The organism is Paraburkholderia flagellata, from assembly GCF_021390645.1.
Classification (GTDB): domain Bacteria; phylum Pseudomonadota; class Gammaproteobacteria; order Burkholderiales; family Burkholderiaceae; genus Paraburkholderia; species Paraburkholderia flagellata.
This window is the reverse complement of the sequence record NZ_JAJEJT010000001.1, coordinates 2,303,606-2,322,069: the sequence shown is the minus strand read 5'-3', so window position 1 is coordinate 2,322,069 and position 18,464 is coordinate 2,303,606. Positions and strand designations below refer to the sequence as shown.

The 18,464-nt window shown below is 63.4% G+C and carries 14 protein-coding genes, 1 tRNA gene, 1 pseudogene and 1 riboswitch; of the genes and pseudogenes, 7 read left to right on the top strand and 9 right to left on the bottom strand.

Going from position 1 to position 18,464, the window contains the following annotated elements; translation table 11 throughout:
• Positions 1-12: 12 nt before the first annotated feature.
• Complete coding sequence (locus tag L0U83_RS10325; protein ID WP_027795377.1) at positions 13-162, bottom strand: hypothetical protein; 150 nt, start codon at positions 160-162, stop codon at positions 13-15.
• Between the two features lie 548 nt (positions 163-710).
• Positions 711-1,829, bottom strand: a complete 1,119-nt coding sequence (locus L0U83_RS10320) for an aldo/keto reductase (protein ID WP_233882420.1) — start codon at positions 1,827-1,829, stop codon at positions 711-713.
• A 117-nt stretch (positions 1,830-1,946) separates the two neighbouring features.
• Between L0U83_RS10320 and L0U83_RS10315 the strand changes: the two genes are divergently transcribed.
• Both L0U83_RS10315 and L0U83_RS10310 read left to right on the top strand, forming a co-directional pair.
• Positions 1,947-2,909 carry a LysR family transcriptional regulator gene (locus tag L0U83_RS10315; RefSeq protein ID WP_233882419.1) on the top strand — a complete coding sequence of 321 codons (963 nt, stop codon included), beginning with the start codon at positions 1,947-1,949 and terminating at the stop codon, positions 2,907-2,909.
• Positions 2,910-3,060: 151 nt separating this feature from the next.
• Positions 3,061-4,878 (top strand): tetratricopeptide repeat-containing glycosyltransferase family protein, encoded by a 1,818-nt coding sequence (locus L0U83_RS10310; protein ID WP_233882418.1) that lies wholly within the window; start codon positions 3,061-3,063, stop codon positions 4,876-4,878.
• A 237-nt stretch (positions 4,879-5,115) separates the two neighbouring features.
• On the opposite strand, the pseudogene L0U83_RS10305 reads toward L0U83_RS10310, so the two are convergent.
• Positions 5,116-5,235, bottom strand: a pseudogene (locus L0U83_RS10305) (transposase); the annotation flags it as partial.
• A gap of 418 nt (positions 5,236-5,653) precedes the next feature.
• Between L0U83_RS10305 and L0U83_RS10300 the strand changes: the two are divergent.
• The 4 genes from L0U83_RS10300 to L0U83_RS10285 all read left to right on the top strand — a co-directional run bounded on the left by L0U83_RS10300 (position 5,654) and on the right by L0U83_RS10285 (position 9,606).
• A complete protein-coding gene (locus tag L0U83_RS10300; protein ID WP_233882417.1) occupies positions 5,654-5,980 on the top strand; it encodes a hypothetical protein in 327 nt (108 codons plus the stop codon).
• Positions 5,981-6,215: 235 nt separating this feature from the next.
• Entirely contained in the window at positions 6,216-7,793 is a 1,578-nt protein-coding gene (locus tag L0U83_RS10295) for an esterase/lipase family protein (protein WP_233882416.1), read from the top strand.
• Between the two features lie 98 nt (positions 7,794-7,891).
• Complete coding sequence (locus L0U83_RS10290; RefSeq protein WP_233882415.1) at positions 7,892-8,872, top strand: Tli4 family immunity protein; 981 nt, start codon at positions 7,892-7,894, stop codon at positions 8,870-8,872.
• A gap of 233 nt (positions 8,873-9,105) precedes the next feature.
• Complete coding sequence (locus tag L0U83_RS10285) at positions 9,106-9,606, top strand: hypothetical protein (protein ID WP_233882414.1); 501 nt, start codon at positions 9,106-9,108, stop codon at positions 9,604-9,606.
• Positions 9,607-9,805: 199 nt separating this feature from the next.
• Here the strand turns inward: L0U83_RS10285 and L0U83_RS10280 are convergent.
• The 3 genes from L0U83_RS10280 to pepN form a co-directional block, all read right to left on the bottom strand.
• Positions 9,806-9,881 (bottom strand) — tRNA-Thr (locus L0U83_RS10280).
• A gap of 66 nt (positions 9,882-9,947) precedes the next feature.
• Complete coding sequence (locus L0U83_RS10275; protein ID WP_233882413.1) at positions 9,948-10,964, bottom strand: class 1 fructose-bisphosphatase; 1,017 nt, start codon at positions 10,962-10,964, stop codon at positions 9,948-9,950.
• Between the two features lie 255 nt (positions 10,965-11,219).
• On the bottom strand, positions 11,220-13,910 hold the full coding sequence (pepN, locus tag L0U83_RS10270; protein WP_233882412.1) for an aminopeptidase N: 2,691 nt from the start codon (positions 13,908-13,910) through the stop codon (positions 11,220-11,222).
• Between the two features lie 385 nt (positions 13,911-14,295).
• On the opposite strand from pepN, the gene L0U83_RS10265 reads away from it, so the two are divergent.
• Positions 14,296-14,982 (top strand): DUF4136 domain-containing protein, encoded by a 687-nt coding sequence (locus tag L0U83_RS10265; protein WP_233882411.1) that lies wholly within the window; start codon positions 14,296-14,298, stop codon positions 14,980-14,982.
• Between the two features lie 5 nt (positions 14,983-14,987).
• On the opposite strand, the gene L0U83_RS10260 is transcribed toward L0U83_RS10265, so the two are convergent.
• The 3 genes from L0U83_RS10260 to L0U83_RS10250 all read right to left on the bottom strand — a co-directional run bounded on the left by L0U83_RS10260 (position 14,988) and on the right by L0U83_RS10250 (position 18,448).
• Positions 14,988-15,560, bottom strand: a complete 573-nt coding sequence (locus L0U83_RS10260) for a TMEM165/GDT1 family protein (RefSeq protein WP_233882410.1) — start codon at positions 15,558-15,560, stop codon at positions 14,988-14,990.
• Between the two features lie 92 nt (positions 15,561-15,652).
• A riboswitch (yybP-ykoY riboswitch) is annotated at positions 15,653-15,810 on the bottom strand.
• A 34-nt stretch (positions 15,811-15,844) separates the two neighbouring features.
• Positions 15,845-17,152 carry a guanine deaminase gene (gene guaD / locus L0U83_RS10255; protein ID WP_233882409.1) on the bottom strand — a complete coding sequence of 436 codons (1,308 nt, stop codon included), beginning with the start codon at positions 17,150-17,152 and terminating at the stop codon, positions 15,845-15,847.
• 234 nt (positions 17,153-17,386) lie between these two features.
• Positions 17,387-18,448 carry an adenosine deaminase gene (locus L0U83_RS10250; RefSeq protein ID WP_233882408.1) on the bottom strand — a complete coding sequence of 354 codons (1,062 nt, stop codon included), beginning with the start codon at positions 18,446-18,448 and terminating at the stop codon, positions 17,387-17,389.
• Between the last annotated feature and the right edge of the window lie 16 nt (positions 18,449-18,464).

Here is an 18,464-nt window from a genome sequence, read left to right as displayed (position 1 = left end):
TGCGTTTCCCCGTTACTTCTGTTCGTGTGCCTTGCGTTGCTCGTCCAGAAAAGCCCGCACGTGAGCAGGCAATTCGTCGCCGAGAAACTCAACGGCCACCGGTTCCGGATCCGGGCTGAAGACTTGGTCCGGGGTCGGAATCCTTGGCGGTTTGGCGTCCATGATCTTTCTCCTATGTAAGCCGATTATCCGGCTCGGCACTTCTACTGCGCTAGTCCCGCTTACCGTAACAGTGCTTTTCTCGCACGCGTGTTGCTTTCTTCGCACAGCGATACAAATGAATAACGGCGCGGGAATATAATTGTTGAGATGTCCTTCGCACTCGCGCATGCTGCGTGAATCGAGTTCGGCTCCTCATTCTCCGAATCTCCCGCGCACCGGCTGCTGCAGTCGCACAACGCCTCAATCGCACTTCCCCCGGCTCTGAGACCCGCGCTCGCCCTGACGTCATGCCGCGCCTGTGTTGCGCGCCGCCGCAAGTGCGGGCCGCTCTGCCCGGATCAGCGTGCACCCATCATTCATCTACAACGGACGATTATGCTTGGCCGTTGACGTCGAAACGTTAATAAGAATTAAAACTATGTAAGTGTCCGTTTCTATCCGATTGGGCGATTAATTTGTACCGCGTCATTTGGCCGCGACTTAATGACCGAACGTGCGTAAATAGCCGCGCATTCGGGCGCGGCGTATTGATGCACTCCGATAATTCGTTACGTTTGGTCCTTCGGCGGCGCCGGCACGCGTTGCACGTGAGCATGGTTCGCGGGCGTCGCGCGCACGTCCACCTGGCCATGAATGCGTGACTGGTGGCCGTCCGCGAACATGTAATACGGAAACGGGTGTGCGGGTTCGGAGGCTGCATCGAGGCGCGCGACCAGTTCGGGGACGAGCGTGAAGTCGAGCGAGCCGAGCGACTGTTCGAGTTGCGCAGCCTGGGTTGCGCCGACGATGATGCTCGCCACGCCGCGCTTTTGATACAGCCAGTTCAACGCAACCTGAGCCATCGGCCGATTGGCCTCGCGCGCGACCTGCTCAAGCTCGGCGACGATCGCGAAGTTGTGCGCCGAGAGCTTGTCGAAGCCGGGCGGCGCCTTCGCGCCCACCGTCTGCAGGCGGCCCGCGCCGCTCACGCCTCCGCTTGCCTGCGACGGCCGGTATTTCCCCGACAGCACGCCCATACCGAGCGGACTCCACGGCACGAGCCCCATGCCGAGTTGCGTCGCCAGGTCGGCGAATTCGTGCTCCGCGTTGCGTTCGATCAGCGAGTATTCGAGTTGCATGGCGGCCACCGGTTCGAAGCCGCGCCAATCGGCCAGCGTCTGCGCACGGCCCGCGTACCAGGCGGGCACGTCGGAGAGACCCACGTAGCGGATCTTGCCCGCGCGCACCGCGTCGTCCATGGCGCGCATCACTTCGTCGGCGGGCGTCATGCGGTCCCACGTGTGCAGGTAGTAGAGATCGATGTAGTCGGTACCGAGGCGCTTGAGCGAGCCATCGAGCGCACGCAGCAGGTTCTTGCGATGGTTGCCGCCAGCGTTCGGGTTGCCCGATTCCGCGTTGTAGGAATACTTGGTGGCGATGACGAGCCGCTCACGCAGACCGCGCGCCGCCGCGAAACGCCCAACCCAGGTTTCGCTCGTGCCTTCCGTATAGAGGTCGGCGGTGTCGATGAAGTTGCCGCCCGCGTCGACATAGAGGTCGAACAGTCGCTGTGCGGAGGCTTCGTCGGCGCCCCAGCCCCATTCGGTGCCGAATGTCATCGTGCCGAGGGCGATGGGGCTGACACGCAGGCCTGAGCGGCCGAGCAGGGTGTAGCTGTCGAGTTTCATGGCGGTTTCCTCAAAGGATGGGTGGCGAATACGAGTTCATGTTGCGCCTTTCCTTTTTGTGGAAAAATCGGGTCCACCTGAAATCACTGTGAAGCTGAGCTTCACAATGGAGGCGACATGGGCCCGGTTTCTGATCCGGCGTCAGTGCCGGCTGCCGCATCCGGGCTGGCGGGACGCCTGCCCGCTCTGCTCGCCGTGGCTGCCGTCGCACAGCATGGCAGTTTCACGCGCGCGGCGTCCGCCGCGGGCTTCTCGACTTCGGCACTCTCCCAAGCCGTGCGTTCGCTCGAAGCGCAACTCGGCGTAAGGCTCTTCAATCGCACGACGCGCCGCGTCGCGCTGACCGAGGCCGGCGCGCAGTTTCTCGCGCGCGTGCAGCCCGCGCTTGCCCAGATCGAAGCGGCGTTCGACGCGCTCGACGCTTCGCGCGACGCGCCCGCCGGCACCCTGCGCGTCAATCTGCCGCGCGTGGCGAGCGAGCTGCTCGTCATGCCGCATCTCGCGGACTTCATGATGCGCTATCCGCAGATCAAGCTCGAACTCGCGCTCGACGACGGTTTTGCCGATCTGGTGGGTGAGGGCTTCGATGCGGGCATACGCCTCGGCGAATCGGTGGCGCCCGGCATGGTTGCGGTGCCGATCGGTGGGCCGATTCGCATCGTCGTGGTGGGCTCGCCGGAATACTTCGAACGCCACGCGCGCCCCGTCACTCCTGACGATCTGGCCGCGCATGATTGTCTGCACTATCGCTTCGCGACGGGCGGCGTCTACCGCTGGGAGTTCGCGCAGCCGGACGATCCCCGGCGCGTGTTCGACGTGGTCACCGAGGGCCGCTTCGTGACCAACGATCTGCGCACGATGGTGCGCGCCGCGGAGCAGGGCGTGGGTCTGTTGCACGTGATCGAAGATTACGTGCGCTCGCCGCTCGATGAAGGCCGGCTCGTGCCGGTGCTCGAGTCTTGGGGCGCATCGTTTCCCGGCTTCTATTTGTATACAGCCGGGCGCGCCCAGTTGCCGCCCAAACTGCGTGCGTTCATCGACTTTCTGCGCGAGAAGCGCGGGGCGCCTGGATTCGCGTAGCCGTTTTCAGATACGTCTGATTCGGTCGCGTGGCGATCTTGCTTATCTTTAAAAGGTGCTGACGCAAGGCGCGCACGACGCCAACCGGCACGCCTTTTTCCAGATAGCAACGTAACAGACCAGTGCGCCACATTGCCGGCGCGATCCTACGATGAGCGACCATGCCACCACGCCGGCCGAAGCCTCGGTCGAGCAAGCGCGCACGAAGGCGGCGCTTGCGCTCGCAGACCAGCACTTCGACCTGGGCAGAACGCGCGACGCGCTGCTCGCCTACCGGGAGCTGCTCGCGCACGAGCCACATAACGCGCACGTATTGCATCGCCTGGCGCTCTCGTATTTTCGCGACGGACAACGCGACCTCGCGCGCGACCATCTGGACCGCGCAATCGGCGCCGCGCCCGAACGTGCCGAACTCTGGGAGCATCGCGGCTTGCTCGCGGCGATGGCGAACGAGCATGTCGCCGCCGAGGCGTTCTACTATCGTGCGATTGCGCTTGGCGGCGGCACGGCCAGCTTGCATCGCAACCTGGCCGACGTACTCAAGCTGGCGAAGCGCCGCGCCGAGGCGCGCATCCACTACGAAAAGGCGCTCGACTATGAGCCCTCGCTTCATCACGCCTTGCGGTGCCTTGCGCGACTGAGTTTCGAAGACGCGCACCTGGAAGCGGCCGCGGCGTATCTGCGCCGCGCACACGCAGTGAGAACCTCACGGCTCGCAGATGGCCTCGAGTTGCTAACGGTCCTCGCGCGTCTCGAACGCCCCACGGAACTGAACGCGCAAATCTCGCAGATGCGCGCCGAGTTTGCGGCAAACGCGGCAGCACTCGAAAGCCTCGCGTTGCGGCTCAACGAAATCCATCGCTTCGACGACGCGTATCAGGTCGCGGTGGAGGGACTCGCCGTCGATGCGACCCGGGGAAAGCTGCATCACAACGCGAGCTACGCGTCGAACATGCTCGGCGAGCACGCCCGCATGCGGCAGCACGCCGCAGCGGCAGCGCGCCTGCTGCCCGACGACGAACACGTGCAGTTCAACGCCGCCGTCACGATGCTGCGCGAGGGCGACTTCGAGCGAGGATGGCGGCACTATCACTGGCACGAACGCTTGCCGCAGAACAGTACGCTCGTGCGTCCCGCCTTTCCGGAGTGGTCCGGTGAAGCCGTGAACGGGCAGCGTTTTTTGCTGATCGGCGAGCAGGGACTGGGCGATCAGCTTCAATCCTTGCGCTACATCGACTGGCTGCAGCGCGAGGGCGCGACGGTCGATGTCTGGGTCGACAAGGCGATTGGCGACGTCGCGGCATGCGCGCGCGGTGTGAACAAGGCATGGACGACGTTGCCGCCGGGTCCCTACGACTTCTGGAGTCGCATGTTCCGCTTTCCAGAGTCCATGAAGCTAACGGTGGAAATGCTGCCGCTGGCAATGACTTACCTGGGCGCGCCGCCCGAGTGCGTCGCTCGTTGGCGCGAGCGGGTTTCCGGCGGGGCACATCGTGGTGCGCGCAACCACCGCGTGGGGTTCGTCTGGGCTGGGAACCCCGATTACGAATTCGACCGCTACCGCTCGCTTGCGCTGCACACGTTACTGCCGGTGCTTGCCCGGCGTGGCGTGTCATGGTTTTCGCTGCAGAAGGGCAGGGCGCAAAGCGAGCTTGAGGCATTGCCTCACGACATCGACATCACGCCGCTCGGGCCGGAGATCGCGAACTTCGTGGACACGCTCGCCATTGTCCAGTCGCTCGATCTCGTGATGACCGTCGACACCTCTGTCGCGCATCTTGCGGGTGCGGCTGGCGTGCCGGTGTGGATCCTGTTGCCGACCTGCACGGACTGGCGCTGGATGACGCAGCGCTCCGATAGCCCCTGGTATCCGTCGGCGCGCCTTTTCAGGCAGCGCGAGTTGGGGCGATGGGATGAAGTGGTCGCAGAGGTGGGCGAGGCGCTGGATGCCCTGTCGCCGATGGCGTGACGCAGCCGCCGTTCAGCACCGAGCGCAGATGACGGCACAAAGCAAAAAGCCCAGTCCGAAGACTGGGCATCTTTCCTGACGATAGCCGTTATCGAAGGCCCGCACAGTTCACGCATAGAAAGGCCGTTCATGGACGAACGGTTTTTTGCGTTGCGCGCTTGTGCCGTGGCTCAGAGAGGCCGGCATTCTTATGCCGCCGGGGCGTGCTCCGGATCATTCGCAGCGGTCGCTTCTCGGTCTGTAATACGTCTGCTCGGGTATTCCCAGTTGCCGAACCAGATCCGCCACTGGCATGCCCAGTTCAGCCTGCTTGGGCGCGGCCACGATCTGCTCCACCGAGTATTGCTTGCGCTTCATCGCCAAGCTCCCGTTCCTATTGGGAAATGGCTTACGAAACACTAACACTTATTTGTGTCCAGGATTTCCAGAGCAGATCAATATGGCGGGCGTTTTTGCGGATCCCGTGAAGGGGTTCGCATTCGCGTGGCAACCGTCGCAACAGACGGTGTAGAACATCCGGTATTGGCAACGCGTGCGCGAGGGAGCCGGTATGGACGCCAGGCTGGCGGGGCAGGCCGCTTTTGAGCGTATCCGCAATGAAATCCTGAGCGAAGCGGCGCATTGGGTCGAGCGTGAAATCGGCTGTAGTCCGTTTCGCTGAGAGCCGGGCCGCAGGCGCGTGGGTGATGACGAAGGCGACGCCTGTGACGAGGCCGATGACCGAACCGCCAGCACACGGCGCGTCAAAAGTAGAGGCGGATAGACGGAGCGCAACATGGCAATCGGACGCGAGTCGGGCGGGCGAAAGGCAGGTACGCCAAACCACGCGACGCAGGAAATCAAGGTGCTGGCGGGCGTCTCTGCCGGTGAGGCGGTGGAGCGGCTGGCGGAACTGATGCGCTACGCCGAGAACGAGACGAGGAGGCTGGCGGCGATCCGCGAACTGCTGGACCGGGGTTTCGGGCGGCCTACCCTGTACGCTGACGTAAAAACCGACGGCGAACCCGCGCCGCACGATTATCGCGAACCGACCGACGAAGAGCTAACCGAGATCATTCTGTCGGCCAAAAGCGACCGGGCCAACGGTAAAAATCACGCATAGCGAGGCGCTGACTGGACACGCATCCGCCAGCCACATTGCTCCCCGTCAAGAGGCCTTGATTTTCCGGCTGGAGCTTCTTGAAGTACGGTCCCCCAAAGGGTTATCAAGGAAGACGGACCTGAAAATGGTCCCGCATCGCGGCCACTCTTACCCATGCAGTTCTGATGATGCACCAGGCCGCGCGTGTTGCCAGAACCCGCTTGAGCGCGGCGCTCGCAAATGGGAGAAGCCTGCATTGGCTACACAAGAACGCATTATCCAGCCGAAGGTTGCCAGCGACGGATCCGTTCACTATTCATCCGTCACTTCAGCGCCTGATGACAGCACGGCGGTGTGCCACATGGTCCCGGATCGGGTCATTCCGGTGGTCTTTGTGCCTGGCGTGATGGGCACCAATCTCGAAACTACCGACACCGTGCCAAAGCCGATTTGGTTGCTTGACAGCACATCGACCATTAAGGCATGGATGTCAAAAAGACCTGCCGAACGCCGACAGCTTCTTGATCCGGAAAAAACTAAAGTTCACCCTGGTGGCAAGATTCCTCCGGGCACGGCAGAGACCGAAGACGAATTGCGCCGTCGCGGCTGGGGCGAAGTCGCGTACATGAGCTACGGTGAGTGGCTGGTGTGGCTCGAAAATGCGCTGAACGACACTCACGCCGCCACCGACTATGGACGCAGAGGGTTACGCGAGAGCCTTTGCCATATCGTAACGCCCGGCCTGGAAAAACTGGAGCGCGCCGAAGTTGCGCTCTCGTACAGGTACCAGTTCCCGGTGCACGTAGTCGGCTACAACTGGCTGCAATCGAACATTGTATCAGCGGCCCGACTGGCTTCCCGGATTGAGGAAATTACGGCGTGGTACCGCAAGCAGTTCAAGTACCAGTGCGACAGGGTGATTATCGTCACCCACTCAATGGGCGGGCTGGTGGCCCGCTACTACTCGGAAGTCATGGGCAAGCGCGCCACGGTGCTGGGCTTCGTGCACGGCGTGATGCCCGCCACGGGTGCAGCGGCCACCTACAAACGGATGAAGCCGGGCACTGAAGGATTAGCGGGAATGGCGCTAGGACCGACTGCTGCGGCCATGACTGCGGTGATTGGCAACGCACCCGGCCCGTTGCAACTGCTGCCGAGTCGCGACTACGGCATGGGATGGCTAAGGATAAGGGACGGCGAACGATTTGTTGCGCTACCTCAGGCAGACAAGAACGGCAAGGTCGATCCCTACAGCCAGATCTATACGGCGCGTGGTACCTGGTGGGGGCTGTGCGACGACCAGTTGCTCAACCCACTCGACACTGGAAAGAAGACCATCGATCAGGATTGGAAGACGTTCGCGGACCTAATACTAGACGACGTTCAGCCATTCCACGACGATATCAGCGGGAAGTATCACGCCAACACCTACGCGTTCTATGGTGACGATGAGAAACACCTGGCGTACGGCAACGTCACTTGGACGCAGCAGACCCCGCCGTTCCTGCGCGGTGGCACCCCACCTATTGGCGAATTGCTCGGAAAACGAGGCAGCGGCGACCCTGCGTCTGGTGGCGAGATGATTGAGGCAACGCAGAACGGTAAGTCCACGTTTTCCACGTTCGTCCTGCGGGATGCCGACGAGCACGGGGATGGTACGGTCCCCGTTCGCTCGGGCCGCGCTCCCAGCCAGCGGGTGCACGCCTGTACAGCCTTTGCAGGTATCGACCACGAAGGGGCATACAAGCTGGACGCGACGCGGCGATTCACCCTTCATGCCATTACGCGCATTGTGCAGAGCGTAAAGGGCGCAGCGCTGGACTACAAGACATGAGGGGCTTGTGCATAACACTGGCTGCTACGTGCCTGATATTTGTCGTTACCGCGTGCGATCACAAGCCGCCACCGTTGAGCCAACAGGAAAGGCAAATCGTGACTGAACTGACTGCAAACTTGAAGACCCGCTGTGTGGGCCGCTATCTGGTCGATATGCCGGAGGACGCAACGGAATACGGCTACGCCAGGATCGGAGGTGTCGATATCGAAGCCAAGGCGATGACCGAAGACGCCTGGCGGCAGGAAGTTGCGCAGCGCGAGGCGGCGCTGAAAGCAACGAAGAGCCGGGATGCATATCCATTCCTGTATGCGGCTGGTAAAGCGCGGGGGGAAGATACCTACTACTTTATCCATCGCGGAACGATCTATGAGGCCCCGAACAGACGCTATATCGAGGGCTACAAGTGGGATCGGGGTTATCGCTTCCTGCTGAAGGTAAAAACCTACGACTACACCAATCCGGATCGGAGCAGTGATCCCATCGTCAAGCAGTTCGACGTGAAGAATGAGGTACCGGCGAAAACAAGTTTGGTTTTTGACTTGCTGGAAAAGCTGCAAGGTCGCCGCAACGAGGAAATTCCGACCGCGCCGGGGACATGTTTCGCGGGCGGTTTTCTACCCGGGAAGGCAACGGACGGCCAGTACGTGCGCGGAGGATTTACATTGACGAGTAACCCTGATGTCTCTTTCGTTATATCTCTCGATACAGCGTCACAGGGTGGGATGACGCTCTTACAGCATGCAGGCGACTCTCAGACACTTGACGCCCTGAAGGCAATGGACGCCAAAGTTATTCGCAAAGGCTCAGTGGAACTTTCCGGTCTGAAGGCGGAAGAATGGCTCTTCGAAGGTCTGAAACCTGGAGACGGACGCGGCGAGACATTCACACTCTCCGTCAATGACACCACGAGCGGACCTTCTTCACCGTATCTTTCTCTGGAGATGGATACCGGGGGGCAACTGGAAATCCAGGGGAAGTTTGTAAAGCTCGATAAAGGATCCCTCACGACGGGCGAAGCCATTGCGTTATGGGATGCAGTGTCGAGGAAAGTGCGTGTCAGGCCAGGTGCGTTCTGAGACGGGTTCAGCAACAATATTTTAAATCGAGAGAACATGCGCCGCCCATGCCGTCCATCATCGGGCGGCGCTGCTGCACCCCATTGCAGCAGACCAAGCGCCGCAGTAACGTTTTTCCCTCACTCACTGCTGCGGTGTCGATCCCGCGCGAGGCGAACCCCATGCCACGCGATAAGCCAATCCGGTTGCAGTACACGATGTAGGCTGTACTGCAGTTCGCGGACCCTTGGGCGGTGAAGTATGTCAAAAACCCGCCTTCTCTGGCGATCCGGACGCTCGCCTTTGACCTGTTTGGAGCACTTGGCAATGCGAAGCGCGGCGCGGTGGCCGTCGCGATGTGGGATGCAAAGGTGCCCCGGCCCGCGTTTCGCGTGTATCTGGAGAGCCCATGGGAACACGACCACGGTTATGTGATCGAAGCAGCCGGGACGCGACGCAGCCTGGCGGCGATGTTCGGGTATGCCGCGTTTGCGCTGCCGGATTTCATCTGGGAAACTGTGAGCGTCCGGCGTGGCACGTCTGGCGTGGCGGCGGCGCTGGCGCGAACCGGTTATAGCTGGAAGCTCGACCGCGCCATGGCCTGCTGGTTCGCCATGCTGTTTGCCAGCCCGGCGCGAACGCCGCCTGTGTTGCTGGCCGAGGTGCCGCGTGAGGCCATTGCCCTGTACACGAACGAGCGAGAGAAAACGGGGTTGTGGTGGTGCGCGCACCAGCCTCCAGCGTGGACGGCATAGTTGATGCGTGGCAAAGCCGCTTTGAGGCGGTGGAGACCACCCGGCGCGCGAAGAATTCCGCACTGGGCGAACCATGACGCCGAAGTGCCTGCCTGGGAGCGGGCCGTGTTGCCCGAATTTGCCGACACAGTGCCTACATGGCCGCAGAAAGCACAAAGCAAAAAGCCCAGTCCGAAGACTGGGCTTTTTGCTTGAATTCTGGTGCCGGAAAGAGGAATCGAACCCCCGACCTTCGCATTACGAATGCGCTGCTCTACCGTCTGAGCTATTCCGGCGTGAATCAGAGAAGAAAGATTATAGGAAGTTGCCTCGAACTATGCAAGCCCTTTCCTCATCTTTTTTCAATTTTTTGCTTCGTGGTGGTAGCGCGTGACGCGCTCGACCTCGTTCTTCGAGCCGAGGAACACGGCGACGCGCTCATGCAGGCTCGTCGGCTGAATGTCGAGAATGCGCTCCTCGCCGTTGGTCGCCATGCCGCCCGCCTGCTCGACGATGAACGACATCGGGTTCGCTTCGTACATCAGGCGCAGCTTGCCGGGTTTCGACGGGTCGCGCTTGTCGGCCGGGTACATGAAGATGCCGCCGCGGTTCAGGATACGGTGCACGTCGGCGACCATCGAGGCGATCCAGCGCATGTTGAAGTTCTCGCCGCGCGCGCCATCCTTGCCGGCGTTCAACTCGCCGATGTACTTCTGCACCGGCTCATACCAGTGGCGAGCGTTCGATGCATTGATCGCGTATTCGCGCGTTTCTTCCGGAATGCGCATGTTGCTCTGCGTGAGCACCCACGAGCCCAGTTCGCGGTCGAGTGTGAAACAGTTCACGCCGTTGCCGGTCGTGAGCACGAGCACCGTTTGCGGGCCGTACACGGCGTAGCCCGCGGCGACCTGCTTCGTTCCGGGCTGCAGGAACGATTCTTCGGTCGGCTGCTGGCCGTCCGGGCAGCGCAGCACCGAGAAGATCGTGCCGATCGATACGTTCACGTCGATGTTCGACGAGCCGTCGAGAGGATCGAACACCAGCAGGTATTCGCCCTTCGGATAGTTGGCCGGGATCGGGAAGAACGTTTCCATTTCCTCCGAGGCCATCGCGGCGAGGTTGCCGCCCCATTCGTTGGCGTCGAGCAGGATTTCGTTCGAGAGGATGTCGAGGTTCTTCTGCACTTCGCCCTGGACGTTCTCGCTGCCGGCCGTGCCGAGCGCGTCGCCGAGCGCGCCCTTGCTGACGTTGAAGCTGATCGCCTTGCACGCGCGCGCGACGACTTCGATCAAAAGACGCAGATCGGCGGGCAGGTTGCTGTGCTCGCGCTGCTGCTCGATCAGGTACTTGGTGAGGGTGGTGCGACGTTGCAATGCCATTGCAGTACTCCGGATACGCTTGGGAATAGCGCAATTCTACCCGCTCGACTGTGACCGCCCGCCGCACAGCCGCGCAAAATAAAGCGCCAGGGCGCGGCCAGGCTTGCTGGTGCGGCTTTTCGCGCGGTGGCGGGTGGGGTCGCGCCGCCAAAAATAATCACGAAAAAATGCACAAAAAAACCGGCCGAAGGGCCGGTTCGTGGGTTGCCGCGCGGCGCGGCTCACGCGCCGCGCGTTTCCCGTCTTTTCGTCTGATCAAGCCAGCGCTTTTTCGACGATCTCGCGCACGTCGCGCGATTTGGCCTCTGCGGCGACGCGCTCCAACGCAGCGCGCATCGCGTCACGCAGCGCGGGCGTGAAGCGGCGCCACAGTTCGAGATTGCGGGCGAGGCGCGCCGCGACCTGCGGATTGAGCGCGTCAAGCGCGATCACCTGGTCGGCCCAGAACGCATAGCCCGAGCCGTCGGCGGCGTGGAACTGCGCGGGGTTTGCGGCGCAGAAGCTGAAGATCAGCGAGCGGGCGCGGTTCGGATTCTTGATGTTGAACGCCGGGTGACCCATGAGCGCGCGCACCGTCTCGATGGTCGGGCGTTGCGCCGTGCCCCGTTGCGTGGCCTGCAGCGCGAACCACTTGTCGATGACGAGCGGTTCCTTCTCGAAGCGCACGTAGAAGTCTTCGAGCGCCTTGCGCGCGACGTCGCCGCCGGTGGCCGCCTGCACGTTCAACAGCGCCGAAAGCGCCGCCGAACGATCGGTCATATTGTTCGCAGCCTCGTATTGCGCCGTGGCAAGCCGCACAGCTTGCGCGGCATCTTCGAGTTCAGAGAGATACGAGAGCGCAAGGTTCTTCAACCCGCGGTGCCCGGCCGCCTCGGGCGTCGGCTCGTACGCGCCCGGCGTGACATTGCGCTCGTAGGCCGCGAGCCATTCGCCTTTGAGCGCGGCTGCCAGTTGCTTGCGCACGAACTGGCGCGCCGCGTGCACGGCGGCCGGATCGGATTCGGCCATCTGCTCGGCAAGATAGGTTTCCGAAGGCAGCATGAGCGCAAGCTCGCGGAACGACGGCGAGAGCGATTCGTCGGTCAGCACGCGGCGGAATGCATCGACGAGCGCGGTGTTGATCGCGAGCGGCTGGCCCGCGGCGGCGCGAGCGGCAAGCGCGAGCAGTTCGCGAGTGGCGAGGCGCTGGCCCGCTTCCCAGCGGTTGAACGCGTCGCTGTCGTGCGCGAGCAGGAAAGCGAGTTCGTCGTTGCCATAGTCGTAGTCGACGATGACCGGCGCCGAGAAGTTGCGCAGCAGCGAGGGCAGGGGCTTGGCCATCACATCGGCGAACGTGAAGGTCTGCTGCGTGTCGGTCAGCTCCAGCACGCGCGTCGTGCCGTGCGCGGTGGCTTCGCCTTCGAGGCGCAGTGGCAGGTCCGCGCCGTCCGGGCCGATCAGGCCAATCGCAAACGGAATGTGCAGCGGGCCCTTTTGCGTTTCGCGCGCGGCGGGCGAGCCGTTGGCGTAGCCCTGCGTGAGCGTCACGCTGTAGCAGCGCGTGCCTTCGTCGTAGCTCGTCGTCACGCTCACGCGCGGCGTACCCGCCTGGCTGTACCAGCGTTCGAACTGCGCGAGGTCGCGGCCATTGGCGTCGGCCATCGCGTGGCGGAAGTCGTCGCAGGTCACGGCCTGGCCATCGTGGCGCTGGAAGTACAGGTCCATGCCCTTGCGGAATCCGTCGCGGCCGAGCAGCGTTTGATACATCCGCACGACTTCCGCGCCTTTCTCGTAGACGGTCATCGTGTAGAAGTTGTTGATCTCGACGTAGCTCTCCGGCCGCACCGGGTGCGCCATCGGGCCCGCGTCCTCGGCGAACTGCATCTGGCGCAGCACGCGCACGTCCTCGATACGCTTGGTCGCGCGCGCCGCTTCGTTTTCGTCGCCGCGCGACATCGCAGCCGAGAATTCCTGGTCGCGGAACACCGTGAGGCCTTCCTTCAGGCTCAGCTGGAACCAGTCGCGGCAGGTCACGCGGTTGCCGGTCCAGTTGTGAAAGTACTCGTGGCCGACCACGGCTTCGATGTTCGCGAAATCGACATCGGTGGCTGTTTCGGGATTCGCGAGCACGTACTTCGTATTGAAGATGTTGAGCCCCTTGTTCTCCATCGCGCCCATGTTGAAGTCGCTCACGGCGACGATCATGAAGCGGTCGAGATCGAGTTCGAGGCCAAAGCGCTGCTCGTCCCAGTGGATCGAGTGGATGAGCGAGTCCATTGCGTGGCGCGTCTTGTCGAGATCGTGCGGCTCGACCCACACCTGCAGCAGCTTTTCCTTGCCCGAGCCGCTCTGGATGCGTTCTTCCAGCGCCACGAGCTTGCCCGCCACGAGCGCGAACAGATAGCTCGGCTTGCGGAACGGGTCTTCCCATTTCGCATAGTGACGGCTGTCGGCCAGGTCGCCTTGCGCGATCAGGTTGCCATTCGAGAGCAGTACCGGGTAGGCGAGCTTGTCGGCGCGCAGCGTGACCGTGTAGGTCGACATCACGTCGGGGCGGTCGAGGAACCAGGTGATGCGGCGAAAGCCTTCAGCCTCGCACTGCGTGAAGAAGTTGCCGCTCGAGACGTAAAGGCCCGAGAGCGTGGTGTTGGCGGCCGGGTCGCACGCGCCGGTGAGCGTGAGCTCGAAAGCATCGGGCACGTTCTCGACCGTGAGGCCGTGCTCGTGCGCGCGCACGTTCGCGTACGGTTTGCCGTCGATGGCCGCGCCGATGAACTCGAGCTGCTCGCCCATGAGTTCGAGATGCGCGGTGGGTTGCGCGTCGGGATTGCGACGCACGCGCAACGTGCTCTTGACGACCGTGCGCTCGGGCGCAAGGTCGAATTCGAGGTCGACGGTATCGATCAGAAACGCGGGCGGCGCGTAGTCTTCGCGGCGGATCACGGTGGGCGTGGCGGTATCGGACATGGTCTGGATAGGGGCGTGTCGGATCGGTGTGGATCGATCGTGTGGATCGGACTGGCCGGCCGCGGCGGCGTGGGCGCCCGTCGGGCGCTGCCTGCCGTCGCGTGAGCACGGCGGTTCGCCCCATTGTACAAAGGCTCGGGCCGCTTTGTCCGTCAGGGCTTGGCCCCCGAACTTTCGCGCCCCGCCGCGAGTCAGTATGATCAGGCCCTGCCGCGCGGCAAGCCGACCATAAAGCGGACCTCAAAACAAGACACGGCCGGCGTCGAGCGCGCACGGTTCGGGCATGGAACCAGCACGGAATAAGCGCGGCGCAAAGTTCGTACCGGAGAGAGCGGCCCCCACGACTGCACTTTTCCAACTGAAGCAACACTGCTACGAGAAGACCATGACGCACGACAGATGGACCCGCCGCGCCCTCCTGATGCTGGCGGCGCTCGCACTCACGCTCTCCGGCTGCACGACTTACGTGACGAGCCAGGTGACCGCTTTCTCCGCATGGGACGGCGGCGGCGACGCCACGCGCACCTTTGCGTTCACACGCAGTCCTGAGCAGAGCCAGAGCATCGAGCAGAGCACCTACGAGCAGTTCGTCGCCAACGGGCTCGCGATGCACGCTTTCCGTCTCGTGGCCGAACCGCAGGCGCATTATCTCGTGGGCCTCGCGTACGGCAGCCGCACGGACACGGTGACGGTTGCGCAGCCCGTGTTCTACAACCCGTGGCCGGGCCCGTACTGGGGGCCGTGGAACCCGTGGGGCGCATGGGGACCGTATCAGCCCGCCTACGTGAACCAGACGTATCCGGTGTATTCGCATGCGCTCGGCATTCGCATCACCGAAAGGGCGAGCGGCAAGGAGGTCTATAACGTGCAGGCGCGGACGTCGGGAGACGATCCCTCGCTCGTGCGCGTGATGCCTTTTCTCGTGCAGAGCGCGCTGGGGAATTTCCCGCTGGCCAACGGCACGGTGACGGAGGTCAAGATTCCGCTAGGCAAGAGCGGCGGTGCGCCGAACGAAACCGGCGCGGCTCCGGCAGGTGCGGAGCAGGGCGGCGCCGGCGCGGCCGCAAAATAGGCACGTCAGAACCCCACACCCAGAATCGCGAGCACGCCGAGCACGACAAACAGCACCGCCGCGATGGCATGCACGAGCTTCGTCGGCAGCTTGTGGGCGAAGCGGTCGCCGAGCAGGATCGCGGGCACGTTCGCGATCATCATGCCGAGCGTCGTGCCGGCCACCACGCCGAGGAAGTCGTGAAAGCGCGCGGCGAGCGCGACGGTCGCGATCTGCGTCTTGTCGCCCATCTCGGCGAGAAAGAAGGTCACGACGGTCGCGCCGAACACGCCGAGCTGCGAGCGGTTCACGTTCGCTGCGCCTTCTTCGAGCTTGTCCGGCACGAGAATCCACAGTCCCATGGCGACGAATGAGGCGGCGAGCGCCCAGCGCATCACCCCTGGCGTGACGAGCGCGCCGAGCCACGTGCCGAGCGCGCCTGCGCCCGAGTGGTTGACGAGTGTGGCGACCAGTACGCCGAGAATGATCGGCACGGGCTTGCGGTAGCGCGCCGCGAGCACGAGCGAGAGCAACTGCGTCTTGTCGCCGATTTCGGCGAGCGCGACCGCTCCGGTGGAGACCAGAAAAGCTTGGTTCACGTTGTGATGGATCCTCGGGCCGTGATGTGTGCGAGCGACGACCCACGAAGCGCCGGGCCCTGTCGCGGCGGTCATGGGTCATCGGTCTCGCCAGGCCCGGGATAAAGGCTGCGTCCGCCATGGCCGTGCAGGCCAAGTCTGTTGACGGACGCCCCCGCGAATTCGCGCGCGGCAAGCCCGGGGTCCGAAGACCGGCGCTGCGGCGCGACGCGAGGCGGCTACTCCCCAATGAGGCGCGGATTATAACATGCGGCGTTTCCTGCAATCCGCGCCGGGCGGGGCTGTCAGCGGTGCGCGCCGTCGCGGCTGTGCACGCGTTTGCCCGCCGCGTAGGTCTCGAAAACCGCGCGGTCGTCGCCGAGCAGGGCGAGCGCGAACAACAGTTCTTCCAGCGATTCGGCGCGTGCCGTGCGCCGCGCGAGCAGCGGCGTGGCCTGCGCATCGAGCACGACGAAGTCCGCTTCGCTGCCGGGCGCGAGCGTGCCGATCTTGTCGGCGAGATCGAGCGCCTGCGCAGCACCCGCTGTCGCGAGCCAGAACATGCGCGTGGCCGTGAGGTGGTGGCCGCCCATGCGCGCGACCTTGTGCGCTTCGTTCATCGTTTGCAGCATCGAGAACGAGGTGCCGCCGCCCACGTCGGTAGCGAGCGTGACGGGCATCGACGATTCGCCCGCCTTGTCGAAGTCGAACAGGCCGCTGCCGAGGAACAGGTTCGAGGTCGGGCAGTGCGCGGCGACCGTGCCCGTGTGCGCCATGCGGCGGCGGTCCTCGTCGTCGAGCCAGATGCAGTGGCCATATACCGCGCGCTTGCGCAGGAGTCCGTAGTGATCGTAAACGTCGAGGTAGCTGCGATGGCCCGGGAACAGTTCCTTGACCCACTTCACCTCGTCGGGGTTTTCCGCCACGTGGCTCTGGATAAAGATGTCGCCATGCACCTTCGCGAGCGCGCCGCAGGCTTCGAGCTGCGCTTCGGTCGAGGTGGGCGCGAAGCGCGGCGTGAGCGCGTACATCTGGCGACCGCGGTTGTGCCAGCGCTCTATCAGCTCGGCGCTGTCGTCGTAGCCCGTTTGCGGCGTGTCGCGCAGGAACTCGGGGCAATGGCGGTCCATCAGCACCTTGCCCGCGACCATGCGCAGGTTCTTCGCTTCGCTCGCGGTGAAGAGCGCATCGGCGGACTGCTTGTGCACTGTGCAATACACGAGCGCCGTGGTCGTGCCGCAGGCTAGCAGTTCATCGACGAAAAAGCGCGCCGTGTCCTGCGCCACCGTTTCGTTTTCGAAGCCGCGCTCGGTCGGGAATGTGTAGGTGTTCAGCCATGGCAGCAGACCCGGCGCGGGCGACGCGATCATGTCCGTCTGCGGATAGTGGATGTGCGTGTCGATGAAGCCCGGCACGATCAGCTTGTCGCGCAGATCGTGAACCGTCGCGCCGTCGCTTACGCGCGACTTGAGCGCGGACCACGCGCCCGAGGCGAGCACGTGGCCGTCTTCGACGATTACGACGCCGTCTTCGTCAAAGACAGCGGCGTCGGACGATTGCGCGGGGTCGCCGGTGAACGTCAACAGTTTTGCGCGGTAAGCCGATTGAGTCATGGGAACTTCGTCTCCGATAAATTCAGGTATTCGTCCAATGCATGCCCCGCATGACGCGTGCCGCTCCTGAAAACGCATGTCGACCAGAGTTAGCGCTTCAGCGCTTACTCTGGTCCCATGCCAGAAGGGCACACGAGAGGGCCCACGGTCCGGCGCTCGCGCGCTGGACCGGATTCGTGTGACAGCCCGGGCTGGGGCCTGCTGTGCGGACGAGTCCGCGTTTTTGTTCGCGCTTTAAGCCGTTGCGCGATGCCAGTTCGCGTCGAGTTTCGCGATTAGCGCGGCGCGCTCTTCGGGCGTCACGAACGAAGCCTCGAAGCCGTTTCGCAGGATCGTGTACACCTCGTCGTCGTCGAGCTTGAGCGCTTCGATGATGGCGCGGTAGTTCTCGTTGACGTAGCCGCCGAAGTAGGCGGGATCGTCGGAGTTGACGGTCACCGCGACGCCTTTGTCGAGCAGGGCCTTGAGCGTGTGCTGCGTCATGTCGTCGAACACGCACAGTTTGGTGTTCGAGAGGGGGCACACAGTCAGCGCCACGCGCGTGTCGGCCAGACGCGTGACGAGCGCAGGATCTTCGATGCTGCGCACGCCGTGATCGACGCGATCGACCTTGAGCAGATCGAGCGCTTCGTAGATGTACGAAGGCGGGCCTTCCTCGCCCGCGTGCGCGACGAGCTTCAGGCCCATCGCACGCGCTTTCTGGAACACGCGTTCGAACTTCGAGGGCGGATGGCCGCGCTCGGACGAGTCGAGGCCCACGCCGATCAGGCGCGTATAGCGCTCAAAAAGCGGCCGCGCGGCTTCGAAGGTGGCGAGCGCATCGGCTTCGCTCAGGTGGCGCAGGAAGCACAGGATCAGCTTGCTCGTGAGGCCGCGCTTTTCGGCGTCGGCGAGCGCGCGGTCGATGCCCGCCACCACGGTTTCGATCGGCACGCCGCGTTCGGTGTGCGTTTGCGGATCGAAGAATATTTCGGTGTGCACGACATTGTCGGCGAGCGCGCGCTCGCAGTACGCCATCGTCATGTCGTAGAAGTCCTGCTCCGTGAGCAGCACGCTCGCGCCTGCGTAATAGATGTCGAGGAACGACTGCAGGTCGGTGAACGCGTAGGCGGCGCGCAGCGCGTCGATCGAGTCGTACGCGAGCTTCACGTTGTTGCGTTGCGCGAGCGCGAAGATCAGCTCGGGTTCGAGCGAGCCTTCGATATGGATGTGCAGCTCCGCCTTCGGCGCGTTGGCGGCCTTTTCGACGAGTGCCTTAGCGCTAGCGGCGGTGTTGGCGGTGGTCGTGATCGTCATGTTCGGTTCGATTCGC